The organism is Polyangiaceae bacterium (assembly GCA_016715885.1).
In the GTDB taxonomy this organism is placed as follows: Bacteria; Myxococcota_A; Polyangia; order Polyangiales; family Polyangiaceae; genus Polyangium.
The window spans coordinates 37247-64134 of record JADJXL010000010.1; the positions used below are offsets into that span (position 1 = coordinate 37247).

Here is a 26888-nt window from a genome sequence, read left to right on the forward strand (position 1 = left end):
AGGACGTGTGGGGAACTACCAGGTGGCTTCCAGGTAATACGGGCTGGTTGCCGAATAGGCGCCGCTGACGCCGGATACCTTGATGTTGACGGTCACGCTCTTGTTGGTCGAGTTGGTGTACGTGACGTTTTCGGTTTGTCCGGCGCCCAGCGTGCCGCTCGCAACGAGCGAAATACCCTTGTAAAGTCGGACATCGTAGTTCAGGCCTTCGGGCGGGCGCATGTTCACGGTCAACGTCTTGCCGGCGCCGAGGCTGAGCTTGAACCAGTCAACATCGGTCGAAGTCGACAAGTACGGCGCGTAGACCGTGCCCGTGGCCACGCTGTCGCCCGTCGAGCTGGTGTTGTTCGATTCCGTTTCAGCGCCGCAAGCGCCGCAATCGAGGCTACCGCTGCAACCGTCGGCGACGGTGCCGCACACGAGCCCGAATGCATCGCATGTGCTCGGGGTGCAGACGCATTGCGATGTGGCAGCGTCGCAGGTCGATCCCGCGTCGCACGTTCCGCACGACCCACCACAACCATCGCTGCCGCACTGCTTGCCGTCGCAGTTCGGAATGCACACGCATTGGAAGCTGGCGTCGCATACGCTTCCCACGCCGCACGTCCCGCACGACCCGCCGCAACCATCGTCGCCGCACTGCTTGCCGTCGCAGTTCGGCGCGCACACGCATTGGAAGTTGGGGTCGCAGAAGGTTCCCGCGCCACATGTTCCGCACGACCCGCCGCAACCATCGCCGCCGCATTGCTTGCCATCGCAAGTAGGTGTGCACACGCAATCGGTGTCACATTCCCAGGATGCAAGCCACGGCATGGTGGAGCACTCGAGGAACGGGTCGCAGATTTCATCGCCGATGGTGGGTGAGCAATCGGCCACGCACGTCGCACTGTCTCGTTCGCCAATGCTGCACACGCCATCGCCACACCACGGAACCTGGGTCGGATACGGTGACGCATCGATTTGCGGGTCGGTGCCAGCTTGACCATATTCGATGCCGCCCCAGCACCAGAGCCTGCCGTCGGTCGTGCGCGCGCAACTGTAACCATTGCCGAGAGCAAACTCGACCACGGCGTCGCCGAGCATGGTTGGTCCTGCTTGCACGGGCGTCGGCGTCTTGGTCGCCGCGGTGAAATCGCCCAATTGCCCGTAGAGGTTGGATCCCCAGCACCAAAGCGTTCCGTCGGTCTTGTGAGCACAGGTATGATCCATGCCTGCTGCGATTTCAGCGAGTGACGTACCAAGTGAGCTCGGCCCCTGCACGGGGGTGGATTTGTTCGCGTAGGTGCCGTCGCCGAGTTGGCCGTACAGATTGTATCCCCAGCACCAGAGCGTTCCATCGGTTTTACGCGCGCAACCGTGATGGGAACCAATCGCAATTTCCAGTGTGGCGTTGTCGAGCGTCGTCACGCCCGTCTGCACCGGGCTTGCCTTGTTCACGGTGGTTCCGTCGCCGAGCTGGCCATAGTTGTTGAATCCCCAGCACCAGAGCGTTCCATCTGTCTTGCGCGCGCAACTGTGATTGCCGCCGAGCGCCAGCGCGGCTGCGGCATTGCCGATATTCGCGCCCACCTGCACCGGCGTATGCTTGTGCACCGTGGTGCCGTCGCCAAGCTGGCCGTATGTATTGAATCCCCAGCACCAAAGCGTTCCATCGGTCTTGCGCGCACAACTGTGGCTGAAGCCAAGCGAAACCTCGGCCACTTCGTTCCCAAGCGTACTCACGCCCACCTGTACCGGTTCCGCCCTGTCCTCGGTGGTGCCGTCACCAAGCTGACCGTATGTATTGTCTCCCCAACACCAAAGCGTACCGTCGTTTTTGAGCGCGCAACTGTGACTGCCGCCAATCGCAACTTCGGCGGCGGCACTGCCCAATGTGGCGGGACCCGTTTGCACCGGCGTGGTCGTGCTCGTAATGGTTTCGTTGAGGAAATCTTCGCTGGAGCGCTCGCCCCAGCACCACAAGGTACCATCCGTCTTGCGTGCGCACGCGCGACGGCTATGGCCGAGCGCAATGGTTGCTACCAATTGGCAATCGGATGGACAGCTCTGCGTCGTTTCGTCAGGATCACACTTGGAGTCACCGCAGCTCGAGCTACGGCAATCGGCGGGGCTCGTCGCCGGCGTCTCGTTGATGCCGCAAATGGCATCGTTTTTATCGCAATGCAGCCCGGAAACGCGTACCGGCACGAGCTGCGGAGCTTGATCTCCATAAGAGAGCTGACCTTTGGTATTGTAACCCCAGCACCAGAGCGAGCCGCCGGCCGTCCGCGCGCAACTGTAATCTTGACCGAGCGCAATCGCAGCCACCGCACCGTCGAACCTGCCAGCTCCGACTTGCACCGGCAACGTCTGAAGCTGCTCGGTGAACCCATAGAGCGTATAGCTGCTGTTGTACGCGCCATCGTTGCCAATTTGGCCCCGCGTATTTCTGCCCCAACACCAAAGAGTACCGTCCGTTTTCCTCGCACAAGTATGGTAACCTCCAAGTGCGATCTGTTCGACGGCGTTGCCAAGCGTACCTGCGCCCACTTGAATCGGCGTTGGCTGGCCAGTGATGCTGCCAATGCCAAGCTGACCAGAATAGTTATTTCCCCAACACCACAGGGTATTGTCCGTCTTGCGGGCACACGAATGTGACCCGCCGAGCGCGACATCGATAACGTCGTTTCCAAGCGTGCTGCTTCCAGCCTGCACAGGCGTCGTCCTGTTGTAGCCTTGTGTGCCATCGCCAACTTGACCGGAGGAATTGTTCCCCCAGCACCACAGGCTACCGTCGGTCTTTCGTGCGCACGTGTGATTATCGCCGACCGCAAGTTCGCTCACCACGTCACCGAGCGTGCTTGCTCCAGCTTGCACGGGCACTGTCCTTTGTGTCATCGTGCCGTCGCCCAGTTGGCCACTTCCGTTGTAACCCCAGCACCATACCGTACCGTCGGTCTTGCGGGCACAACTGTGGTCGGCGCCGAGTGCGATGTCGGCTACGCCCGACAGTCCGAGCACGAGCTCAGCGCGTGCCCGAGACGTCAGGGTGTCGTCACCAAGTTGCCCATATTTGTTTGATCCCCAACAGTAAACGGTGCCGGCGGAGGTACGGCCGCACGCGTGGGTGTTGCCGGTGGCCACTCCAAGCACGCCGGTGAGCGGGCTGCCATCGCTCTTCATCACGGGGCGCGCCGCCATGGAGCCCGCGGGCTGGTCCCCGAGTTGACCTTTTCCGTTGGATCCCCAGCACCATACCGTGCCGTCGGTTTTGGTCGCGCAGGCGAATTCGGCGCCTGTATCGAAGTGACCCATGCAGCAGAATTGCCCGGACTGACAAGTAACGTACGTCGGGCAGCGTCGCGGCACGTCATCGCCGAGATTGACCCCCACCACCGTGTCGGTACCTACTGCAAACGTATTGCACGTGCTCGATAACGGCTCGAGCTCGGGCAAATTCCAATCCGACGCCCAGTCGCAATTGTCCCCATACCAAGGTGATGCCTGCATATCGATCAATACGTCGTTCTGGAACGTTCCGCGCGACGCGAGATCCGGCACGTCGTACCCAGGCTCGCATTGGTTCAGCTCATTCGTGTCGAATGGCTTGCCGCCCGTCTTGTCCGCGTTGTTGTAGACGCTGATGGCCACACCCGATCGGTCCGTGGAGGTCTTGAGCCCCAGCGCCGCGACGTAGTCTATTTCTTTCAGCGTGCCATCCGCGTGAAAGTCGAGTGGATTGAGGTTCCAGGCGTTGTTCGACGTAAAGCCCGTTGGCACCTGGCCTGGCTCGGCCTGTTCGAGGATCGCGCCGATGTGATTGTTCACGAATTCAAAATGCGTGGACCATGTATTCGGGCCCCAAACGAGCTGGCGGGCATAAAACGAGCGTCGCGAAAGGCTCGCGATGGTGTCTCCGTTGGGATGCGCCGGGTCCGCGATCCGCTTGACCGCATAACCAACGACGCCTCCTGCAAGACGACCCTTCCCACAAAGCCATTTCGATCCCGCGGGAGCCGTCGTGTCGTACGCCTTGACGCAATAATAGCGGAAGTACGTGCTGAACAGCGGTGCTGACCCATCGGGATATGCCGCACGCGCCTCGGGGCCCGTCACGGGATGCAAAAGGATCGGCCGAACGACCTTGTCTGCGCACGCAATCGCGTAGCTCGTGAAAAGCTCGTAGGTGACGTTCGTCTCGGCCGCGCCATTGCCATCGAAGTCCTCGGCGACATGGACGGTCGCCACGGGACACGTCGTCGGGTCCGCATTGCCGCAGCTCTGGTAGAGCGGCTCGTGAATGCCGTTCATCGTGATGAGCTTGGGCAGCACCAAGTTGACGTCGACTCCGCCGCTCAACGTGTCGCGAATGGTCGTCGCTGGACATAGCACGTCCATTTGGTCGAGCGAGTACTGCGAAAAATCCGTAATGGACGTGCTGGGAATGAGCTTATTTTCGTCTTCGATCACGAGCGTCCCGCCAGCCGGGCCGGACCACAGGCTGTCGAAAGCGCTGTTGTAGCTGCCATCGAACGAGCCATTGTAGGTACCGTCGTAGGTCCCCACGAGGCTTCCCTTGTACGTACCAAGAAAAGTACCATTCACATGGCCATCAAAAGTTCCCTTTACGCTGCCAACAAAGGTGCCATCGAGCGATCCGAAGAAGGTCCCATTGAGGGTCCCGACGTATGCAGGATCGTTGATGAGCGCGCCATTCAGCACGCCATTGACGCTGCCGTTCATGGCCCCGTTCATCGCCCCATTCATCGCCCCGTTCATCGCCCCATTCATGGCCCCGTTCATCGCCCCATTCATGGCTCCGTTCATCGCGCCATTCATGGCCCCATTCATCGCGCCATTCATGGCCCCATTCATGGCCCCGTTCATCGCCCCATTGTAGCTGCCATTCATGGCCCCGTTGTACGTCGCGTCGTTGATTGGCGCGCCGTTCATCGTACCATTGAGGCTGCCATTGAACGTGCCATTCATGGTGCCATTGCACCCGTTCATGGCCCCGTTCATCGCACCGTTCATCGCCCCGTTCATCGCACCGTTGAACGAGCCATTCATGGCCCCGTTGAACGAGCCATTCATGGCCCCGTTCATGGCCCCATTCATCGCCCCATTGTAGCTCCCATTCATCGCCCCATTATAGGCCGAATCGTTGATTGGACTCCCATTGAGCGTGCCATTGAGGCTGCCGTTGAAAGAACCATTCACCGTGCCGTTGAACGAGCCATTCATGGCCCCATTCATCGCCCCATTCATCGCCCCATTGTAGCTACCATTCATGGCCCCGTTGAACGAGCTGTTCATGGCGCCGTTCATCGTCCCGTTCATGGCGCCATTGTAGCTACCGTTGAGGCTGCCATTGTACGTCGGATCGCTGATCGGCGTCCCGTTGAGCGTCCCGTTCATGGCGCCGTTGAAGCTACCATTGATGGCGCCATTGACCGCGCTGTTCATCGCTCCGTTGATACCGTTGTAAGTACCATTGAACGAACCGTTCAGCGCATTGAACGTTCCATTGAGCGTACCATTGAGCGTGCCATTGATACCATTGAGCGTGCCATTGAGCGAACCATTGAAACTGCCATTCAAAGAACCATTGTACGATCCATTGGCCGTGCCATTGATGCTCGAATTCGACGTCGCCGCCTGCTCGACCGTGCCAACGCCCTGGTCGTCCTCATCCTCCACCGTCTCGAGCTGGCACGCCGAAAAGCCCATGGCGAGCAGCGAAGCCGACCACAAACACGACCGCCGCCACATCCACATCCTGTTCATACATCCTCCACGCCCAACTCGAAGCATACCAATGACCCACCAACCCAAAGCAATTCGAGTGCCATCACAACGACGCCCCCCATCCTATGCTGTACAAAAAGCCACAATCGTCGCAAATGCTTTGAACAACCAGGGCACGATGGCATCCTACCGCGCGTGGAAGTTGGTACAATCGTCGCCCATCGATTCGTCATCGAGGCGCTCGCTGGCGAAGGCGGCATGGGAAAAGTTTATCGTGCCCTCGATCGCGAGCTGGGGCAGCACGTCGCGCTCAAACTCCTCGCCGAAAGCGCTGCCGTTCATGCCACCCGCTTCGCCGAAGAAGCTCGAATCCTCGCGGAGCTCGATCATCCGAATATCGTACGATGGATCGGGCACGGCGAGGACGCGGAGGGGCAACGCTGGCTCGCGCTCGAATGGCTCGACGGCGAAGATCTCGCCATGCGGCTCGCTCACGGGCCACTCAGCGTGGAAGACAGCCTTGCCATCGGTATCGCTGCGGCCGATGCGCTGGCAGCGGCGCACGAACATGGGGTGATCCACCGCGACATCAAACCCTCGAACCTCTTCCTCGTCGGTAAGGACCCTCGTCACACCAAACTGCTCGACTTCGGGGTAGCTCGTCGCAATAGCGCAACACGTGTGGTCACTCGCAGCGGGGTGGTCGTGGGTACCGCTGGATACATACCACCCGAGCACATCCGTGGTGAGCCGACCGATGCGCGTGCGGATGTCTTCAGCCTTGGAGCAGTGCTTTTCGAGTGTCTTACTGGGCAGCCCGCTTTTGCGGGAGGCTCCATGGCGGCCGTCCTTCGACGGTTGCTCGTGGACGAACCGGCGCCGCTGCGCCATGTGCGGCACGACGTACCACCAGAGCTCGATGCACTCATTGCGTCCATGCTCGCGAAAGAGCCCTCGAGGCGGCCGGTGGATGCCGCCGCAGTGGCCGATACGCTCCGCAACGCGTGCCAAGAGAATTTTCCACGGCGTACGAATGATTCGGCGGGCGACATTGCGTTCGGCGACGGCGCACAGTACGCATTACCCGTAGAAAACGCCGACTCGCCGCTTGGCATCGAATACGAAACGACGGTGGGCGGTAAAGCGCGCCGTTCGCCAAGCCTTTTCGTGGGCCGCGACCGCGAGCTCAATACGCTGCTCGCGCTCTTCGAGGAATGCGCCGACGAGGGCGTGGCCCGCGCGGTGCTGGTCACGGGGCAAGCGGGCATTGGGAAATCGCGGTTGTGCGACGAAGCGTTGCAGCGCATTGGAGCATTGCTGCGGGAGACGCAAGTCTGGACGGCCCGTGGCGAGGTCGCCCGCGGCAGCTCGCCACGTAGCCTACTCGGTGCCCTCGTGCGCGAAAAAGGAATCGACGAAGGCGAAATCGCGCCTGCATTTTTGTACCTTGCAAGGGCCGCCCTCGAAAAAGGACCGCTGATCCTGGTCCTCGATGACTTTCAATGGGCGGACGCATCGTCGATAGTGGCGGTGGATCAAGCGCTGGACGAGTTTCGCAATCGGCCCCTGTTCGTCCTGGCGCTCGCGCGGCCCGATGCGCAGTCGCGATTTTCACGCATTTGGGCCGAACGCGACGCGCTGGAAATGCAGCTCGGCGGTCTTGCAGCACGCGCCGCGACGCGAATGGTGCAGCACGCGCTTGGCAATGGCGCAGAAGAAGCGAAGATCGCGGCGCTCGTGGATCGTGCCGGGGGGCATCCATTCTACTTGGAAGAGCTGATCCGCGCGGCCATCGCGGGGCGTGGCAATGCGCTGCCTGCCGCGGTGCTGGCGATGGTTCGAGCGCGCCTTGCAGCGCTCACGCCGGAAGAGCGGCGTTTTCTGCGCGCGGCGAGCATTTTCGGAGACGTGTTCTGGGTACGCGGCGTGCTTCATCTGCTCGGCGGCGGTTCGCCCACCGCTGCTCGAACGCTCGTTGATCGCAACTTCTTGACACGCCGCCCGACGAGCCGATGGCCGGGGGAGGACGAGTTGTCGTTCCGCGAACCGCTCGTATGCGAGGCGGTATTTGCGACGGTGAGCGCCGCCGACCGTGAGCGTGGACACGCACTTGCCACAGCCTGGCTCGCGTCGATCGAAGCGACCCGCGCGTCACGAACTGACGAGCCGCGCGTCACAAAGTGACGCACGCAGCATGCTCACCGCCCGCGAGGGTCGGAGGGCTCGTCGATTTCTTTCAATACGGCTGCAAGGTTTGAATCCGGTGGTTCGCCGAGGGTGCTCACGAGCCTGCGCACGCGGGCGAGCTCGCGGCGCAGAAATCGCTGGTGATTGCGGTTTTTGAGGAGATGTTCCAGCCCAAACATCGCAAATGCGTCCTCCCGACTGCCAAGGCGACCAATCGCCGCTGCCAACACCAGTCCGCAGAAGGCGTCGGTCGTGTCGAGCGAGAGCGACGTCCCCTCGAGCTCGCGGCGTTCCGCCTCCTGCACGAATGCATGCGCTGCTTGCCATAATTGTGCGAGCGTGCCGTCGGCGCCCGCGGGTGCCTCGTGCGCAAGTGCGCGCTCGGCATGTCGCCGTTCAATGACGAGGTTTCTCCCAAGACCCGCCTGCTCGGCAAGAGCCAACGCGTAGGCGCGGCGGATGATGTTGTCGAGCTGCCGCAAATTGCCCGGCCATTGCGCATCGAGGAGTCGGCGCACTGCCTCGGGGGCAAGCTGCGCGTCCCCGTCGCCGCCATTTTCACGATGGCGTCGAGTCACCATGTATTGGGCCCACAGCGGCAATTCGTCGAGCCTATCCGACAGGGCCGGCAGCCGCACTGGCAGGATGTTGATGCGAAAGAACAGGTCTTCACGAAAGCGCCCCGCGCGCACCGCTCCGTGAAGATCCGCGTTCGTGCCGACGATGAATCGTACGTCCGCGTGCCGCTCGGAAGCATCGTCGCCGAGTGGTCGATAACGACGTTCCTCGAGCACGTGGAGCAGGCCCGCTTGAGCTTTGAGCGAGAGTTTGTCGATCTCGTCGATGAAGAGCGTTCCTTGCGCGGCGCGCGCGATGGCGCCTTGTTTGTCTTTGATCGCGCCCGTGAATGCCCCCCGCTTCCATCCAAAAAGCTCGGCCATCTGAAGCTCCTCGGGGATGCTCAGCAAATCCAGCGTTTCGAAGCCGTGCGCCTTGCGCCGTGAATGCTCGTGACACCACCGCGCGAGCCTCGATTTGCCGCTGCCCGTAGGGCCACTTATCAAAATGGTCTCCTCTTGACCGGCGAAGATGCGAAGCATATCGACGAGCGCCGCCGTCGACGCCCCGACGACGGGCAAAAGCTCGTCCGTGCACCTCATTCGTGGCAATCGAGGACGCAATCCACTGAGGTACGGCGCGCTCACGTGGGCCATTCTCGCAAGGTCCTCGTGGCATTCTTGCCAAACGAAATCCCGTCCAATGGCAGCTTGGCACTGGGCTTCGAGCGTAATCATTCCATCGACCGTTCCTCCGAGCGCACGTAATGGCACCACGTACACATGCGTCGTATTGCGGCCGAGCATGTGCTCACGCGTCTCCTGTCCCGGCAATCCCGCGGCATCCAGCGCAGCATCGCGCCGCACGTGTCCTTCGGCCGTCCACGCTCGAAGCATTCCCAGCGGTAAATCGATGGAGACGGAACAACCATGCTGCACCAGCCATCGCCAGACGTTGGCTGACGTGAGGCAGACCGATTCATCTGCAGGAATGCCGCCATGGTGGTCGATGCTGAAGATGCGTTGGTAGCTATCACCGGGGCGGAGGTGCACCACACCGCGCAAGAGGCGCCCGCGCGTGGCGTATGGGCTTTGCGCGAGCGCGGTTTCAACGCAGTCGAGCATGGTTTGCAGGACCAAGGTGGCGGCGTCCTCGAAAGACGCGGCGGCAATGAGTCGGGTGACAAGGTGGGCAAGTAAGTCATCGCGTTGCACGGGTGCAGATTACGATACTCCAAAGCAGAATGTGACGAAGTTCGTCGTGCCCGCATATTTTCCTTTTCGTAACGTCGCGGAACCGAGTAATCTGTGTCGTTATGTCGGACCCACCTGCGCCGGCTCCAAATTACGACGAACCCACGAAAACCGAAGCTGGACGTGCTCCTCCAGCGCGTCCGTCGCTCGTGGGACCACGGTTTGCCCCGGGAACCACGATCGGCCACTACGAGCTCATTCGGCAGCTTGGACAAGGCGGAATGGGCGAGGTGTACCTGGCGCGGGATACGCGTCTTGGTCGTCGTGTGGCGCTCAAGTTTTTGCTGAAGGTCGATCGCAAGCATAGTGCTCGATTTTTGGTGGAAGCGCGCGCCACCGCACAATTGGCACACGAAAATATCGTCGGCTTGTACGACATCGCCGAGCACGATGGGCTACCGTACATGGTTCTCGAATACGTGCAGGGAACTACGTTATCGGCGTGGCTGCGCAATCGACGCGAAAGCCACTCGACACGTGGCGTTCCGCCGACGCGCGCTGCGGAGCTGATGCTTCCCGTCGCGCGAGCGCTGCAATGTGCGCACGAAGCGGGCATCGTGCATCGGGACTTGAAGCCTGGCAATATCATGCTGACCGACAGCGGCACGGTGAAAGTGCTCGATTTTGGTGTTGCCAAACTGATGGGAGACGCAGCGTCACTTGAAGGCGGAGACATCGACGAAGCGCCGGTGAATGGGCCCGAAGCGTGGGCGCAAAGCGTGCAATTGCCAGGCGAATTGACGGACGCGGGCGTGATCGTGGGGACGCGTTGGTACATGGCGCCCGAGCAATGGTGGGGTGAGAGCGTCGACGGGCGCACCGATATCTGGGCGGTGGGCATGATATTGTATCAAATGGTGAGCGGCGATCATCCGCTCGCGGCGCAGTCGCCAGAATTGCTTCAATGGGTGGCCGTGCGCGAAGAGCCCATGCCGAGCATTCGCGATCAATTCCCCGATATCGGCCGAATTGGCACCGTCATCGATCGGTGTTTGATCAAGTACAAGGAAGATCGGCTGGAATCGGCGCGTGAATTGGTCGAGCAGCTCGAGGCCATCGTGCGCCCGCATTCGTCGTCGGCCGAGGACGGGGCCGAGGAAGCCAATCCGTACGCGGGGCTCGCGGCATTTCAAGAGCGCGACGCGACGAGGTTTTTTGGTCGCGAAACCATGGTCGAGCAAATCGTGTCGCGGCTCGTCGAGCAACCATTGCTAGCGCTCGTTGGAGCTTCCGGGGCCGGTAAATCATCGCTGGTTCGTGCGGGTGTCATTGCAGCTTTGATGCGCGGTGGCGACGCGTGGGAATCGTTCATCATGCGCCCCGGTCCAAGGCCACTGGCAGCTTTTGCGGACATGCTGCTTCAGCATTCGTGGCAGCGGTCGAGCCATACTGGAGATTCGCCGAGCAGTCGCAGCGACGTGGCCGAAATGGACGCCATGCTCACGCGGCTTCGCAATGAACCGGGCTACGTTGGTGTGCAGGTGCGAAGTCGAGCGCGACGGCGGCGCGAGCGAGCGCTTGTGTTCGTCGACCAATTCGAGGAAGTGTATACGTTGGCTCCGGAGGACGAGCGCGAAGCGTTTCTTCGATGTTTGGAGGGTGTCGCGGATGATCCCAGCTCGCCGGTGCGCGTGATCGTATCCATGCGTCACGATTTTCTCGATCGCGTTGCGCTTGGTTCGCCCGTGTTGGCCGAATTGATCAGCCGAGGCACCGTGCTCGTGGGGCCCTTGGATCGGCGCGGGCTCGAGCGAGCTTTGGTGGCGCCGGCGGAAGCATTGTCGTATCGTTTCGAATCGGAAGCGCTCGTCGTCGAAATGCTGGATACGCTCGAACGCACCGCGGGGGCATTGCCGTTGTTGCAATTCACGGCATCCATGTTGTGGGCCGGGCGCGATGCAAAAAGGCGCATGCTGACGGAATCCAGTTATCGCAGCTTCGGGGGCGTCGAAGGAGCGCTCACGACGCACGCGGACAACGTGATTGCGGGCATGACCGAAGCGGAGAAGAATTGGGCGCGGGTGCTCATTTTGCGGCTCGTCACGCCCGAGCGTACGCGGGCCATAACGACGCGGCGAGAATTGTCGGAAATCGGGGGCGCCGAGGGTTCCCATGTGGAACGGGTGCTCGGGAAGCTCGTCGACGCGCGATTGCTGGTCGTGGAGAGCGTGCGTGGTGGTGAAAGTACGGTCGAATTGGTGCACGAATCGCTCATCGAAAGGTGGCCGCGATTGGGGATGTGGCTCGACGAAGCGGATGATTATGCGCAATTTCGTGGACGCTTGCGCAATGCTGCCAAAGAATGGGAGGCGAGCGGTCGGTCGGAGGGGCTCGTATGGCGTGGGGATGCCGCGGAGGAAGCGCGTCGATTTTGGAAGGCGCATGGCGAGCGAAGCTCGACCGAATTGAATGCGCGCGAAACGGCGTATGTCATGGCGGTGCTCGACGTGCAGGATCGCGAACGACGCTTTCGCGGACGGATGATGGCTGCGGCTTTCGTTTCGCTGGTCGTCATCGTGCTCGTGGTATCCAGTTTGGCCGTGCAATCGAATCGGGAAGCGAAACGAGCGCTGGCGGGGGAAATGGAGGCGCAGGCGCAAAGAAACGAGGCGCGAGCGCAAAAGGCCAAAGCCGAACGCAGTGCGGCTCGGGCGCGCAACGTCACCCGCATGGCGGCTGCGCGGCAGCTTCAAAACGATCCCTTGTTGATGCTCGCGCTTCTGCGTGAAATCGAGCCTGGAACGAATCCGAACGGCTGGCAAGAGCTGGCCACGCAAGCCGTCGCCGCCACCGACCTGGCCTCTATGGTGATCGCCCACAACGACGTTCGAACGGCCGCTTGGAGCCCCGATGGTAAGCGTATCGCGTCGGGGTCCGACGACAAAACCGTACGCGTGTGGAACGTCGACGGGTCCGGCGAGCCCATCGTGTATCGGGGGCACAATCAATTCATTTTCTCGATCGCTTGGAGTCCTGACGGCAATCGAATCGCGTCGGCGTCGAGCGATCACACCGTTCACGTGTGGAACGCCGATGGCACGGGTGAACCCGTGGTATTCCGTGGCCACCGCGGGCCCGTTCGTCTTGTCGCATGGCACCCCGATGGCAAGCGGCTCTTCACGGGATCGGCGGACAAGACGATGGGCATGTGGAACGTCGATGGGACGGGAAAGACCGTGCCCATCGACCCGCGCTACGGCCAGATCTACCTCGCAGCATGGAGTCCCGACGGCGCACGCGTGGCAACGGGTGCGCATGATGGAAAGGTCCGCGTATGGAAGGTGGACCTCGAGGCTGAGCCGACCATTTTGGGCGCGCATGACAGCACGGTTTTGGTCGTCGCGTGGAGCCCGGATGGGCGGCGCATCGTCTCGGCTGCCGCCGATGGAACCGTGCGAATATGGCACGCCGACGGGTCGGGAGAGCCCGCCATGTTGACGGGATATCCTGCCAGAAAAATCGCGCTGTCCATAAGTCCCGACGGCCGCCAGGTTGCGTTCACGGGCGACACGAAGGCTTTTAAAGTGGCGAACATGGATGGATCAGGACATCCGATTGAAGTTCGAGTTGGTAATGACATTTGGGAGCTTGCGTATAGCCCCGATGGAAAGCACATCGCTTCTGTCGAGCGTAATGGCACGCTGCATGTGTGGAACCTCGAGCGCAGCATGAAAACGGCTGTGCTTCGCGGGCATACGGAAGGCGTGTATGGCGCGGTGTGGAGCCCCGATGGCAAACGCATTGCCTCGGTGGCGCATGACAACACGCTGCGCATATGGAATGCAAACGATGGGAGCGCGCCACCCACCATTTTCCAATATTCGGCCGCCCTCTGGGGCGTTGCGTGGAGCCCCGATGGAACGCGTATCGCCACGGCTTCGCAGGATCGAACCCTTGGCATTTGGAATGCCGACGGTTCGGGACAGCCATTGATTTTACGTGGACACGAGCTATTGGTGCATGGAGTTGCCTGGAGTCCGGACGGGACCACGGTCGCATCCTGCGCCTCGGACCATACCGTACGAATATGGAAGGCCGACGGCTCTGGAACGCCCCTTGTATTGCGACATTCCGGGTTCGTGTATACCGTTGCTTTCAGTCCAGACGGGAAGCGTATCGTATCGTCATCAAAGGACAGCACGGCCCGCGTATGGAATGTAGACGGCTCGGGAGAACCCATCGTGCTTCCGCATGAAACCGGCTTGTACGGCGCTGCGTTCAGCCCCGATGGGAAATACGTCGTCACGGGCGCGCCGGATCGGATCATGCGGCTGTGGAATGCCGATGGTTCGGGAAAGCCGCTGGAATTCAAGGGACATACCAATGTCGTCGGCATTCGGGGCGATCGGGTCTTCAGCCCCGATGGCAAGCGTATCGTGTCGTCGTCCGACGATGGCACGGCGGGCATTTGGAATGCGGATGGCACGGGCGAGCCGCTCTTTTTGCGCTCGTCGACCGATGCGGTGAACATGGCGGCATGGAGCCCCGATGGAAAGCGAATCGTCACCGCTTCGGACGACGGGAACGTGACCATTTGGGATGACCTCACGCCGCTTACGGGGCCCGAGGATCCGCGGCTGTGGAAGCCGAGCCGTTATTGCATGCCGCTCGAATTGCGCCGCAAGTTGCTCGACTTCCCCGATGAGCAATCACGTGCGGACTTGGCGCGGTGCCAAGAGCGCGTGCGTGAAGTGCCGTAGCCTATTGGCAACGTCGCGGAAATCCCGAGCAATTATTGCTCTTGCATTGCTCGTTGACCATGCAGTAGTTGCCAGCAGCCATGCCGCAAACTCCGTTCGGTGAGCACGGACCACCCTCGACGCATTGAGCCGCCATGCTGCATTGAGCAGTGCATGTGCCATTCGAACAATTGCGGCTCACGCATTCATGATGGCCATTGCATGTCTCCCCCGCAGGAAGGGCGCACAGGAATTGGACGACGGTCCCCATGACGCACTCTTCGTTCGTTTGCGCAGGTTGACCCAGACCAACCTGGCACCTTCCGGACGCCATGATGCATCCCATCCCAGCGGGACATGTGCCGGCATCCGCACCCGTGCACGATTTGCATGTCTTCGTCACCGGATCGCAGAGGTTCGTGTCGCACTCCAGGTCCTCCGAGCACGGTTCTCCCACGACCGATTGGCAATACTCACGCCGGCACAACCCGCTCTGGCACTGCATCGAAGTCGTGCACAATGCGCCGAGCGCCGCCTTGGTCTGCATCATGCACGTGCCGTCGCTGCCGCAAAGCATGTTTCCAGTGCAGCCGGGCACTTGCAACCCATTCGGCGCTCGCGTGCACGAACCGGCAAGCCCCGGTTTGTCGCATGCCTGACAAGGCCCCGGACACGCGGCATTGCAACATGTCGATTGCTCGCAATTGCCGCTCTTGCAATCGCCGGGAGCACCACAAGAAAGCCCATTGCATCGATCCACGCACGCGGCATCGTCACAAGCAAGGCAATCGACGCATTCACCTTTGTCGTCGCAGCGCCCCGCTGGACATTCGGCAGCGAATGCGATGGTATGACACGCCGCAGGGTCGCCATTCGGACAGCTCCCAGCAACGTCGTTCGTGCAAACGTTGTTGTCGTCGGTGCAGACACAACTTCCACCAGCTCCGCCTGCGCCTCCACCGCCGACGCCCATGCCGCCAGCGCCCGCCATGCCCCCGCCGCTGCTCGATACCGAACCCGAGCTGCTGCTCGAGGCTTCCGTCGAAGGTTTGGCCTGGTCAGGAGGCGAAAGCGGATTGACTTCGCATCCATTGATGGCCGTGCCCAAAATGATTGCGGCCATCGTGGCCATGAACAACTTCTGTTTCATATTTGCCGTGCCTCCGCTCAAAAGCGACCGTGAAAAACGACGCCCCCCGGTGTCGGCGTCACGCTCCACGAAACCCGCTCCGCAGTCTTCTGGTCGCTACGCGCATACAAAAACGTCAGCGTCCCCGCAGCCACGGCGCCAATCCCCGTAATCATCGACGTCAGCGTCAACGCTTGAAGCGTCGGCCCGCGTCGTGCAACCTCGGCGTCGCAGTCACTGCACCCTTGGCGATTGTACACATCGACGAATTCCGTGTACGACACGCCAGCACCAATCCCCGTCACGATGGCAACGGCTCCAAGCGCCCCTGATACCCCAATGCCCACTTTGACCAGCGGCTTGAGCGGCGGGGACGGAGGTTCTTCGGGTGGCGCGATGGGAGGAATGACCTCGTCCTTCGGCGCCGGCACGGCAGCCATCTCGATGGTCACCGGATACTGCTTGGCCGAGCCTTGTTCGACGTCTTGCGGAATGGTGAGCGGTTGATATCCGGGCGCCGTGACGCGGATCTCGCGTTTTCCGGGGTTGACTCGAATGGGTTTGTCGAGCTGTTCTGGAAGCAACGTGCGCTCGTCGACCTTCACCCGCACGACGTCTTTCGACGGCTGCTTGATCAGAAGCTGAATCGTCGGCACGCGCGTCGACAACGACGTCACGGCGTCCTTGACTTTTTTCCGCGCATCGGCATCGGCTGGACTTTCCTTCGGTGCCGCGGGCATCGCGCTCAGTTTTTCTCCAAGCGTCAGCGCTTCGACGAGCTTGCCTACGCCTTCGTAGGCGCGCATCAGCTCGTAACCCGACTCGAGACTGAGCAAGATTCCATGCGCTTCCTCGAGCACGCCGAGGGCCTTTGTCAGCCTCGCGAGCGTCAACGAGCTTGCGTCCCGCGACGAGAAGTGCTGCGGCCTTGTCCTTCGGCGTTTGCGCATCCGCTGGTTGCGTCGCTGGAGGTTGCGCCGCCGCTTGAGGTTGCTTTGCTGGAGCTGGCGTTGCTGCGGCGGGCTTTGCTGGAGCTGGCGTTGCTGCGGCGGGCTTGGCTGGAGCTGGCGTCGCTGCGGCAGGCTTTGCTGGAGCTGGCGTCGCTGCGGCGGGCTTTGCTGGAGCTGGCGTCGCTGCAGCGGGCTTTGCCGGGGCGGGCTTGGCTGGCGTTGGGGCCGCATCGGCACGAGCCGACGACGCGGCGAGAGATAACGCCGCAAAAAGGATCCCGCTCAACGGAAATAGCTTCCGGAAACGCGCATGCCAAACCTCTTTGCCGCACCCTACACGAACGGCGCCCGATGCTGCAAGACGTTCGTGACGAACTGTCTGCACATACGCTTCGCGTCTCAGAGGCCGCGCGTACTTTTACATACATACTCCGGATTCGTGCGGCTGACGCATCACCGTTCGTCATTCACAACGGCCGTACCCTTTACCGAGGAACAGGTCGTCGTGACACGTCTTGCCAGACCGGCAGTTCGAGGGGTCAGCAGAATCGGGGTATGGAATTGATAATTGGGGATGTCACATTCCTTCAGGCATTCGATCCCCGTGTACAATGCCACGTTTAGGTTGTAGCTTCCGCAGCACACGGTGCCTTTGGGGCAATCTTCAGGGCCGTTGCATGCAACGACGATATCAGGGCATTCGCCTGCCAGTCGGCACGTGCGGGCGGGCGGCGTGCCCGGCTCGATGCAGCATATATTGGGCGACAAACACTCGGCCACGTCGCAGTTCACGGCCACCTCGCCCGAACTACTGCTGCTGCTGCTGGATGCCGCGGTGCCCCCCTGCCCACTGCTCGAGCTACCACTGTTGCTGCCACCCATGCCCCCCTGCCCACTGCTCGTGCTGCTTCCGGTTTCCCCGCGGCCGCCCATGCCCCCCTGCCCGCTGCTCGTCGCGCTGCTGCTTCCGGCTTCTCCGCTGCCGCCTTGGCCGTTGCCGCCAGCGTCGTTCGATCCCGCAGGAGGCACGTAGTCACACGCGACGGTTATGACGGTTGAAGCGAGCAAACTCGAAAAAGCAATCTGCGCTTTGGTCATCATGGAAGCACGATCGCACGAATGCGTGGCAATTGGAAGCTTCGTTCGACGCTTGGCCACCCTGCAAAAGCCTGCACGTCAGCGTGATTGCTTTCCCCGGCGTCTCGACTATCCTCGACGAATGCCACGGTCCCTAGAGCATTCCGAACGTCTACGTCGCGCCCTTTTGTCACTGGATGGCCTCTCCATTGGCGACGCCTTTGGCGAAAGGTTCTTCGGCTACCCCAAGCTCGTGCTCGAGCGCATCGAACAGCGAGCCCTTCCCGCAGCGCCCTGGAAGTACACCGACGACACCGAAATGGCCCTTGCCATCGTCGAGGTCCTCGACAACCACGAGCGCATTGATCAGAACGCATTGGCTGTCGTCTTTGGTCGCCGCTATGCGGCCGATCCGACGCGTGGATATGGCGGAACCGCCCACGACATTTTGCAGGCGTTTTCTCGCGGAGCATCGTGGCGTGACATTTCGCCGCGCGTATTCGGTGGCCAAGGCTCCATGGGCAATGGCAGCGCCATGCGCGTGGCCCCTGTCGGCGCGTACTTTGCCGATGATTGGTCACGCGTCATCGAAGAAGCGCGCGCATCGGCCGAAGTCACGCACACCCATCCCGAAGGGCTCGCGGGTGGCGTCGTCACAGCGCTCGCCGCTGCATGCGCCGTCGATATGCACCGCGGCCGATTGCCTCGCGAGCCCAGCGCCTTTTTCAAGGCGCTACGCGACGCTGCACCCGATAGCATGACGCGACGTTATGTCGAAGCAGCGGCCAACATGCCCTTGGAAACGCGCCCTGCCGATGCAGCCGAGCGTCTTGGTTCGGGGCAGCAAGTCCTGACGGTGGACACCGTTCCCTTCTGTCTTTGGTGCGCCGCTCGGCACCTCGACGATTACCAAGCTGCCTTGTGGACCACCGTCGCGGGCCTTGGCGATCGCGACACGACATGCGCCATCGTGGGTGGAATCGTCGCGCTGTCGGCGGGCGAAGCGAGCATTCCGGCGGCATTTCAGGAGGCGCGCGAACCGCTCGCCATTGAATTGCCTGTAGCAACCCCGTAATCCGCTCCTTCGCGACCGCCCTCGCCTCCAAGCGTGCAGCGTCTTGTCGCTTCGTTGTAGATCCAAGAAACCGATATCTCGAACCCTTCGATGCTTTGGCGAAAGGATCCAATATGCGAACAATACTGCTGTTCTTGCGCGGCTTTGTTCTTTGGTGTGCTGCTCGACGCACGCACCTGGGCTTGTTGATTCTCGGTATCTTCTTGGCAATATCGACGCCCGCGTGTTCCTCGACGCTGCCTCGAGAACCTCCCGTCAATACCTGCGACACGAGCGGTGGCAAATCCGGCCAACCGCATTGTTTACCGCCGCCGGGTTTCTTTTGCGAACGCAATCAAGCGCCACCTGCAACCCCTCGGAGCGGACGAGGGCACAAGGCATATTTGGGGCAGTTTGAGCTATTCCCCTCGAAACAGGGTTTGGGCATCAATCAACCGACATGCCCGCAGAATGCGACGCGCTTGTTGCAAGATCAGGAATGGAAAATCGCACACCGCATTGCCAAAGATTTTGGCCACCGCGTCGGATTCGTATTGGCGACGTGCGAGAGGATCACCGAGGAGCTTGCGCGTCAGCCGGTGAATGCCCTTGCGGGCTGGAATGATATCGATCCCGAAACGCTCGAAGCGGAGTTCATGAGATGCGCCAAGGACCTCGACAAACTCGAAGCGCCACCTTTGTACGACGATCCGTGGCTCGCGGGAGCGGCGTGGCGCGGATTCAACACGGGTTATGGCGAGGGGGCCGACGAGGTTTGGCATCGCGTGATGATGATCGAGTTTGCTATCGCCATTGTGGAATCGGCGATCATGGCAGGCCTTCCGCTCCTCGAAGTTGCGGTGACGCGGGGAATTCGGCTTTCGTTGATCGGTCTGCGCCGAATGCCCGTTTTTCTTCCAGGCGCCATCGGTGGACTCGGTGCAGGGGTTTTCCTGAAGGGTGCGCCGCGTGCTGTCGCCAAAGCGGTCGTGACGGGTTCCGCGCGGGCGCTCGGGCGTAACATGAAAATAGCGGGCATGAAGAGACTAGCTGGCGAGTTTGCCCATCACATCGTTGCGCACGGTGCCGACGGGGCGAAGAACGCGCTTGCAATTCTGCGAAAGTTTGGTATCGACGTGGACGACGCGGTCAACGGGGTGTTTCTGCCTGGTCACTCCAAATCACCGAACCCGCTTGGAAAGGCGGTCCACTCGAAGGTGCACACGGACGCGTATTATCTAGCGGTGGAGGGCCTGCTCAAGGGCGCGAAAACGCAGGAGGAAGTCATCCAGAAACTTGCGCTTCATCGCAGGCCAACTCGAGAAGGGAATCATGCCATGACCGCAGTTTTTCATAGACTGGGCGCCAAGGGATACGAGATCATCAATACCGTCAACGGCTACGATGATGACGAGGTGCTTCGCGATCTCCACGGCCCATCTCGAAAGCACGACTGGATACCGATCCTCGTACGACGTTGTCGGCCTTCACGGCAGGAGGCTTTCAGAGCCGCGGACCTGCCTTATGACCATGACGTCCTCATCTTGCGTCCTTCGGCTGTCGATGCTCTTCGCAACATCCTCGAGGCGCACGGAGAAGTGCTTCCCCTTGCTACCGAAGATGGTGTCGAGCTATTCGTGTTCAACCCGCGTTTCAGCATCGATGCATTCGATACGGAGCGATCGACCTACGAACAAGTCCCAGGAACGAATACCCTCTGGATCCGCAAATATGTCTTCATCGAGTCTGCGATCCGCGGCATCGACATCTTTCGGATGCCAATTGCGGGCGCCCATAGCCTCTTCTTCAGCGACCGCTTCGTCGAGCGGGTCAAAGCGGCCAAGCTGAAGGGCACCGAGTTCATCAAGCTGTGGTCGTCCGACGAGTCTGCGCAATCGGGCGCATAGATTCCCTCCATCGACAGCGCCACGCGCGACGCATGCAACGTACGTTTTCCGGCGCGAGATCGCTCGAAGCGTACGTCGCGCTTGTCGAATCGCTCGAAAACGCGACGATGGTACAGGATACGACGCGCGAAGTGCTCGACTTTGACGACCACCAACAAATTTCTTGACACCCGTTCGCCCTCGTCCTACGCACCCCCACCGCATGAACTACAGCCTTTCCACTGTACGCCGAGGCTTGCGCAACCTGTTCACTCAGCGCATCGCAGCCCTCGAAGCCAGCAAGGCCGGCGCCTATTACAAGGTCGAGCTGCATGGGTATGCCACCGAAATCGGCGACCTCCCCGCCGCCATTGCATCCGCCCCCTTCAAAGACGACCTGCGCACGACCGACGTCCGACACGATAGCCTCGGCAAAGTCATTCACCTCGTCACCGAAACTTGCTTCGTCTGCCCCGATGTCGATCCCGCCATCATCGCCGCCGCCAAGCAAATTCGAGACGCTTTCATTCCTTCGCTCGATGAATTGCAAAGTCCTTATGCGGCCGAAGGCGAACGCGCCACCGAACGCAAACCCTTGCTCGACTCACTCGAACCCCAATTGAGTGTTCTTCTTGCCTTGGGATGCGAGCAAAACATTGCTCGATGTCGCCACGGCCTTCTTGAACGAAGGCCAAAAGCTCGATTCGCTCTTGAATCAACGCGCCGACGTGCCCAAAGGCATTCCACGTCGAGCCGCATCGCTACGAGCCAAAGCCGTCGGAACACTCAATCGCCTTCGCAAAGACTTGAAAAAGAAAATCGAACGCGATGCGAGCTTGCCCCGAGACCTCGAACCAAAGCGTCTTCGGCTTTTTTCGATACGCTGCATGCCATGGAAGCCGCAGGAAAAGGCCACGAGCCGGTCGAGGGCGAAAACGAAGCTCCCATAGCAACGCCGTAGTCCGCTCCTTCGCGACCGCCCTGGCCTCCAAGATGGCCCCCCGGTCCAATCAATCGCATCCTCCCCTACCTCGGAGACCAACCAGGGTCCGAACGATCGCATCCGCCTTGGTCTCGACGACCGACCGGCATCCGAACGACGGCATCCTCGCTTGGTTCAGAGATAGGCCGGACCCCTTACGAGCGCAACCAACGCTATCTCGAATGCCAACCGCAGGCCGAGCATTCGCGCGAGCCTTGATCGCGGTGACGTGCTCGGGTCCGGTCCATCGCATGGCGCGCCGTCTCGAAGACCAGCCGAAGTTCAATCGCTCTCGGCCCACGAGCCGCTGAGTTCGTCGCTGGCTACGACCTACGCATGCTCCGCTTGTATTCTGCCGGAGTTATCCCCGTCCATCGCTTGAAAGCTCGATGGAACGCGGGAACTTCCGCAAAACCAATCAGAAACGCCACTTCATTGATCGTTCGTTTTGGATCTTGCAAATATCGCATCGCCATTTCTCGGCGAAGGTCGGCGAGCAGCTTGGCAAAGCTCGTGCCCTCGTCGCTGAGGCGCCGCTGCAACGTGCGTGAGCTCATGCGCATTTTCGCTGCAACGGCACTCACCGCAGGCTCGCCATCCAACAAATGGTCGGTCATGTGGCACTTCACCCGCCCGGGAAACGAGCGATCCTCGGGCAGCTTGGCCATCAAGTCCTCGAGCTGACGCTCCAGCACCGCTTGAAGGCGAGGTTCGGCCCGGTGCTGAGATCGATCCAAGTCGGAACCATTGAGCACCAATTCACTGCGCGGACACGAATAATGCACGGGCGATCGAAACAGCCGCTCCTGCTCGTGTGTTTGCGCGGGCGCAGGATGGGCGAAGCGCACCTCGCGCGGGGAAAAGTCGTCCCCCACAGCTCGGCGACCTTGCAGCACGGCCAGCGCCAACATGCACTCCACAGGGTGCCTCGGTGCAACCGCTACATCAATGAGACCATGCGCCAAACGAGCCACGTCGCCCTCCACGTCGAGCGATAGAAACGTCCCCTCGTGAATCAGGCGCACATAACGCTCCATCCGCCGGTAATGGTCGCCCAGCGTCGCGCAGCTCCGCACGGCAAACGCAAGCACGTCGAAGTGCTCCTCGGGACAGAGACAAACCCATTCGGCCAGGTGCAAGCCAAAGTCCGGATCGCCGGCAAGACGCGAAGCCTCGTCCCACAAACGCAGCTTGGCCTGGTGCGGAATGCCCGCGTCGGGATCACCGATTGAAGCTGGATTCAGCCCCACCGCGTGCAAAAGCTCATCCGGCCGCACACCCGATCGGATTGCGAACGCAATGAGACTCGGAAGCCCCTTGTACTGTCGAACATCGCCGTCGCTCATCGTTTGTACACCAACCTATAAAGATTGGCGCGCACGAGCAATCTTTTTGGCACCGTCGAGCAATGTTTTTGGCTGCGCATTGCGTACGCTGATCGCCTCCGTCCGCTCGTACACCAACGCACGAGTCGGAAGCGACATCGATCACAAAAGCGGCGAAAGGACGCGTCATGCCAATTCACATTCGTTCGAGCTCCCACCATGCCATTGCAGGTTTCGTCCTGTCCAGTCTATCGCTCACCGGCTGCTCCGATGAGCCCAATGCGGCAAGCGACGAGCCGACGTACATTCGGGACATACAGCCGCTCGTAAAGGCGAATTGCGTAGATTACGTCACGGGTTTCGGCGTCGAGCCTGGAAATGCGGCTATCGTGCATCATGCGATCGCCTATGTCGTTCGACCTGTCAAAGTAGCCGAATTCCAAACGCTCGATGATGCCGACCCGGAGCCGGGGTGGGCTTGTTTCGGCGGCCCAGGGGGAACGCCGGGCCAAGGGCCTCCGGCGAGCTGGATTGGCGGATGGGTGCCGGGCGGACTGGGAGAGGATTTCCCCGAAGGAACGGGTATCGAGGTCCCGGTCGGTGCGAAGCTCATCGTGCAAATGCATTACAACAGTTCGAGCGCGACACCTTCGTCCGATCAGACGAAAATCGTCCTTCGAACCGATACCGCGGTGGAAAAGAAGGCCGCGATCATTCCGTTTGCCAATATTCAATGGTTGCTCGGCGGAATGACCATCCCTGCCCATTCGAAGGACGTGGTGCATTCCTATTCCACAGACCCGATGACGGTCGTCAATCTCATGACCGGGGGCGCGCTTTCCGGCAGCAAGCCCCTCACGCTCCACAGCGTCGGGCTGCACATGCACACGCTGGGCAAGCGCATTGCCACACGTTGGGACCGCAAAGACGGCACGAGCGAATGCCTCATCGATGTCCCGCGCTGGGACTTCAATTGGCAATCCAACTATACCTTCCGCACGCCGAAGCAAATGGCTCCCGGCGACGAGCTTTATCTCGAGTGCCAATGGGACAACCCCGGGAGCACCGACGTGAAATGGGGTGAAGGTACGAATGACGAGATGTGCCTTGCGCCGTACTACGTCACGGAATGATCCAATAAAACTGCTTACAGGAGACAGAGAACATGAATTCCATCCGAAATACGTGGGCAATTTCAGGCGTCGTGTGCGTGCTGCTTGTGGGGACCGCGGGCGGTTGCTCGGACGGCAATGACAATACGGGGACCGCCGGGACGGGTAATGCCGGCGGCGAGGCTGGTTCAGGCGGTCATGGTCATGGAGGCATGGGAGGCATGGGGGGCATGGGGGGCAGTATGGTGACTCCGCAGCACGAGCAGCTTTGCAAGCTGGTCACCATGGGTGTCGGGACGAGCGGTGGGTATGCCATTCCGGGCGTAGCCGGTGCAGCGACGTGGGGAATGCCGGCCATGCCGCCGGCCGTGCCGCGTGTGCGCAAATCGTGGTCGTCGCTTCAAGACAGCGAAAAGAAAAAAGTCGTCGACGCATGGCCGAAGTCACGGGCGATCCGAATTTTGCGTTGCCCTATTGGGATTGGACGGATTGCCATGCCGACGGCAACCCCAAAACATGCGCGCCGCTCTTCGACAATAGCTACCTGGGCACGGCCGGAGGCTGCGACGACGCCACCGCGGCAGTCACCGGTTATCTCACCGACCAGGGCTTCATGACGAACATCTATACCGAGGGGCAGCAGCCCTTCGGCACGAGCGGCGTGCGCTGCGGAAAACGACCCATTCTGCGCAAAGTCGGATGCATTCCTCTCGTCAATGGGCCGCCGGATGCCGCTGCGATCGACGGCATCTTCGATCGCCTCGTGTACGACTCGAACCCCAATGACAGTTGCTACACCGAAGAGGACGTCTCGTTCCGTCAATACCTCGAAGGCTTCGACAACGACGACACGGAAGCGCTCTGCGTCGCCGCGGGCTGCAAGATGCACGGACAAGGCCACGTATTCATTGGTGGCGACATGCAAGCGAGCACCGCGTCACCCAATGACCCCATGTTCTTCCTCAACCATGCCCAAGTCGATCGCCTGTGGGCAGCCTGGCAGGAGGCGAATGTGCAAAGCGGTGATCCCGCGAGGATGGTCGATCACGGTAACCCGGGCTATCCCGAAACTTACCGCGGCCCGCTCTTCAATTTCACCGAGGTCGATGTCTCCGACGTCTTCGACTACAAGACGCTCGGGTACGAATACGATACACTGCCCAGCAAGAAGTGAGGAAACGCCTACCCCGACGCCTCCGCCAAAACATCGTCCACCCGCTTTACCCACGTCTCTTTGCCGTCGAACGTCATCACGTATTCGTACACCGGCGACGCACCGGCCGCGACGAGCTCCGCGGCATAACGTAGCTCGCGCACTTGCTGAGCGCCTTCTTTCAGCACGCCCTCCACGGTTTTTCGCGGGCTGTCGAGCACCTTGAATTCGATGACCACACCGGGACGCCCCGCGGTTTTCGGCCGCATGATCATGTCGGCGCGACCGTACCCGGATTCGCGGTTGGAACGAATTTCGTATTGCTTTTCCAAACTGCAAGCAGCCCCAGGACGAAACCATGATAAAGTTTCTCCGGGCTCGCTCCGGCCGGATCGAAATACGACATCGCCGTCAAAAGAATGCGCCCGAGCCTCTCTTGCACCGTCGCCGCATCTCCGGCAAGCAGCGCCTTGACCACCATCTTCGTATCATCCGACGACGGATCCGCTTTCGCGAGCCAAAACCGAAAAAGGTCTTGATACACGATGTTCACTTCACGGTTGGGGATCGCGAGTTTTCCATAATAGCGTCCCATGTCGAGCTGCAAATCGACGACCTTCAGGTATCCCGCGAACAGCAAAAAATTCCAAAACGCCTCGGGGATCCGCTCGATGTCCCGCAAGACGATGTTGGAATCGATTTGCACGTCGATGGTGCCTCCGTTCAAGAGCGCCGCCGACTTTTCGGACAAGCCGAGCCCCTCGTTCAGCGCCAGCCGCTCGATGAGCTCGTTCAGAGCGGTGTTCACCCAATAAGGCTCGAGTTTACCGCGTTTGAGATAATGGAGAATCGACCCTGGATTGTAGATGACATGCCCACCGAAAACATACCCGTTATACCACGACCGGACTTCTTCCAAGCGCCCTGGTTCGATGATGGAGGCGACCTCGTCATCGGTGAATCCAAACGCCATACTGTACGGCTCGTGAATGATCGAATACACGTCGATATGGTTCAGCCCCGAGAACATATTTTCTTTGGACACACGCAAAATGCCCGTCAGCACCGCCTTGAAGAGGGCCGTGTTGTCCTTCAGGCAAGCGGAGAAGAAGTTGCGGAAAAACAGCACGACGTCATCGAAAAAGCCATGTGCATAGGCGGATTGCACCGGCGTGTCGTATTCGTCGATCAAAATTACCACACGTTCGCCGTGGTATTCATAAAGAGCCCGCGACAACCAATCAAACGCATAGGGGAGCTCCCCATCGCCGAGCTCGCCGCTGAGTATGCCCTCGAATTTTCGCTCCATGGTCGGATCGAGCTCATGCTGATCGAGTAGGTAGCGATGTCCGCGAAACGCCTTCACGAGCTGATCGCGGATGCCAATCATCGCATCCGACAACGTACGTGCCTTCACGTCCTTGAACGTGACGGAGATGACCGGATACTTCTGGAAGTGCTCCATCGCCTCGGCGTCGTTCGTGACCTCGAGGCCCGCGAACAACGAGGAAAGGTCTTCGTTCGTTTTGCGAAGAAAGTAGCCGAGCATCGACAGGTTGAGCGTCTTGCCAAACCTTCGCGGCCGAGGGAACAGAAAGACCTTGCTCGGGTCGTCGAGAATCTCGCTGATGAAACCGGTCTTGTCGATGTAGCCGAGCTTTGCTTCGCGAAGCTCGCGAAAGTCCGAATGACCAATGGCAGGACGAAACTTCTTCCTGACGCGACCCCAAGCACGCCGGCCACTGTTGCCCAGTGCAACCAGGATGTCAAGCAAACGCGGGCGTGCGGCGCGGACCGAACTGCACCGAGAATGGGA

The 26888-nt window shown here is 60.7% G+C and carries 15 protein-coding genes; 7 read left to right on the forward strand and 8 right to left on the reverse strand.

The window, feature by feature from the left end:
• Positions 1–15 precede the first annotated feature (15 nt).
• On the reverse strand, positions 16–5766 hold the full coding sequence (locus IPM54_12465; protein MBK9260621.1) for a hypothetical protein: 5751 nt from the start codon (positions 5764–5766) through the stop codon (positions 16–18).
• 156 nt (positions 5767–5922) lie between these two features.
• Between IPM54_12465 and IPM54_12470 the strand changes: the two genes are divergently transcribed.
• The gene (locus IPM54_12470; protein ID MBK9260622.1) at positions 5923–7911 is read left to right on the forward strand and encodes a protein kinase; all 1989 of its coding nucleotides are present in this window, start codon (positions 5923–5925) and stop codon (positions 7909–7911) included.
• Positions 7912–7925: 14 nt separating this feature from the next.
• On the opposite strand, the gene IPM54_12475 is transcribed toward IPM54_12470, so the two are convergent.
• On the reverse strand, positions 7926–9596 hold the full coding sequence (locus IPM54_12475; protein ID MBK9260623.1) for a sigma-54-dependent Fis family transcriptional regulator: 1671 nt from the start codon (positions 9594–9596) through the stop codon (positions 7926–7928).
• A 191-nt stretch (positions 9597–9787) separates the two neighbouring features.
• Between IPM54_12475 and IPM54_12480 the strand changes: the two genes are divergently transcribed.
• Positions 9788–14425, forward strand: coding sequence for a PD40 domain-containing protein (locus tag IPM54_12480; protein MBK9260624.1), 4638 nt, complete (start codon positions 9788–9790; stop codon positions 14423–14425).
• A gap of 1 nt (position 14426) precedes the next feature.
• Here IPM54_12480 and IPM54_12485 read toward each other — a convergent pair whose 3' ends face one another.
• The 3 genes from IPM54_12485 to IPM54_12495 all read right to left on the reverse strand — a co-directional run bounded on the left by IPM54_12485 (position 14427) and on the right by IPM54_12495 (position 17584).
• On the reverse strand, positions 14427–15554 hold the full coding sequence (locus IPM54_12485) for a hypothetical protein (GenBank protein ID MBK9260625.1): 1128 nt from the start codon (positions 15552–15554) through the stop codon (positions 14427–14429).
• A 17-nt stretch (positions 15555–15571) separates the two neighbouring features.
• Entirely contained in the window at positions 15572–16426 is an 855-nt protein-coding gene (locus IPM54_12490; protein MBK9260626.1) for a hypothetical protein, read from the reverse strand.
• 510 nt (positions 16427–16936) lie between these two features.
• Positions 16937–17584, reverse strand: a complete 648-nt coding sequence (locus IPM54_12495) for a hypothetical protein (GenBank protein MBK9260627.1) — start codon at positions 17582–17584, stop codon at positions 16937–16939.
• A gap of 118 nt (positions 17585–17702) precedes the next feature.
• On the opposite strand from IPM54_12495, the gene IPM54_12500 reads away from it, so the two are divergent.
• The 3 genes from IPM54_12500 to IPM54_12510 all read left to right on the forward strand — a co-directional run bounded on the left by IPM54_12500 (position 17703) and on the right by IPM54_12510 (position 21461).
• The gene (locus IPM54_12500; GenBank protein MBK9260628.1) at positions 17703–18635 is read left to right on the forward strand and encodes an ADP-ribosylglycohydrolase family protein; all 933 of its coding nucleotides are present in this window, start codon (positions 17703–17705) and stop codon (positions 18633–18635) included.
• A 113-nt stretch (positions 18636–18748) separates the two neighbouring features.
• Positions 18749–20521: an AHH domain-containing protein gene (locus IPM54_12505; GenBank protein MBK9260629.1), complete on the forward strand. Its 1773-nt coding sequence runs from the start codon at positions 18749–18751 to the stop codon at positions 20519–20521.
• A 202-nt stretch (positions 20522–20723) separates the two neighbouring features.
• Positions 20724–21461 (forward strand): hypothetical protein, encoded by a 738-nt coding sequence (locus IPM54_12510; protein MBK9260630.1) that lies wholly within the window; start codon positions 20724–20726, stop codon positions 21459–21461.
• A gap of 344 nt (positions 21462–21805) precedes the next feature.
• Here IPM54_12510 and IPM54_12515 read toward each other — a convergent pair whose 3' ends face one another.
• On the reverse strand, positions 21806–22828 hold the full coding sequence (locus IPM54_12515; protein ID MBK9260631.1) for an AraC family transcriptional regulator: 1023 nt from the start codon (positions 22826–22828) through the stop codon (positions 21806–21808).
• Between the two features lie 167 nt (positions 22829–22995).
• Here IPM54_12515 and IPM54_12520 point away from each other — a divergent pair, with 167 nt between their 5' ends.
• Together IPM54_12520 and IPM54_12525 are read left to right on the forward strand one after the other, a co-directional pair.
• Positions 22996–23940, forward strand: coding sequence for a hypothetical protein (locus IPM54_12520; protein MBK9260632.1), 945 nt, complete (start codon positions 22996–22998; stop codon positions 23938–23940).
• 412 nt (positions 23941–24352) lie between these two features.
• Positions 24353–25093 carry a tyrosinase family protein gene (locus tag IPM54_12525; protein ID MBK9260633.1) on the forward strand — a complete coding sequence of 247 codons (741 nt, stop codon included), beginning with the start codon at positions 24353–24355 and terminating at the stop codon, positions 25091–25093.
• A gap of 8 nt (positions 25094–25101) precedes the next feature.
• On the opposite strand, the gene IPM54_12530 is transcribed toward IPM54_12525, so the two are convergent.
• Together IPM54_12530 and IPM54_12535 are read right to left on the reverse strand one after the other, a co-directional pair.
• Positions 25102–25404 (reverse strand): PD-(D/E)XK nuclease domain-containing protein, encoded by a 303-nt coding sequence (locus IPM54_12530; protein ID MBK9260634.1) that lies wholly within the window; start codon positions 25402–25404, stop codon positions 25102–25104.
• The gene (locus IPM54_12535; GenBank protein MBK9260635.1) at positions 25344–26846 is read right to left on the reverse strand and encodes an AAA family ATPase; all 1503 of its coding nucleotides are present in this window, start codon (positions 26844–26846) and stop codon (positions 25344–25346) included. Before IPM54_12535 ends, IPM54_12530 begins: the two co-directional genes overlap by 61 nt.
• Positions 26847–26888: the final 42 nt, after the last annotated feature.

Coding starts and splice junctions, on each gene's coding strand:
- IPM54_12465 (MBK9260621.1), bottom strand. CDS start 5,766: ATGAACAGGATGTGGATGTGGCGGCGGTCGTGTTTGTGGTCGGCTTCG.
- IPM54_12475 (MBK9260623.1), bottom strand. CDS start 9,596: ATGCTCGACTGCGTTGAAACCGCGCTCGCGCAAAGCCCATACGCCACG.
- IPM54_12480 (MBK9260624.1), top strand. CDS start 9,788: ATGTCGGACCCACCTGCGCCGGCTCCAAATTACGACGAACCCACGAAA.
- IPM54_12485 (MBK9260625.1), bottom strand. CDS start 15,554: ATGAAACAGAAGTTGTTCATGGCCACGATGGCCGCAATCATTTTGGGC.
- IPM54_12495 (MBK9260627.1), bottom strand. CDS start 17,584: ATGATGACCAAAGCGCAGATTGCTTTTTCGAGTTTGCTCGCTTCAACC.
- IPM54_12500 (MBK9260628.1), top strand. CDS start 17,703: ATGCCACGGTCCCTAGAGCATTCCGAACGTCTACGTCGCGCCCTTTTG.
- IPM54_12505 (MBK9260629.1), top strand. CDS start 18,749: ATGCGAACAATACTGCTGTTCTTGCGCGGCTTTGTTCTTTGGTGTGCT.
- IPM54_12510 (MBK9260630.1), top strand. CDS start 20,724: ATGAACTACAGCCTTTCCACTGTACGCCGAGGCTTGCGCAACCTGTTC.
- IPM54_12515 (MBK9260631.1), bottom strand. CDS start 22,828: ATGAGCGACGGCGATGTTCGACAGTACAAGGGGCTTCCGAGTCTCATT.
- IPM54_12520 (MBK9260632.1), top strand. CDS start 22,996: ATGCCAATTCACATTCGTTCGAGCTCCCACCATGCCATTGCAGGTTTC.
- IPM54_12525 (MBK9260633.1), top strand. CDS start 24,353: ATGGCCGAAGTCACGGGCGATCCGAATTTTGCGTTGCCCTATTGGGAT.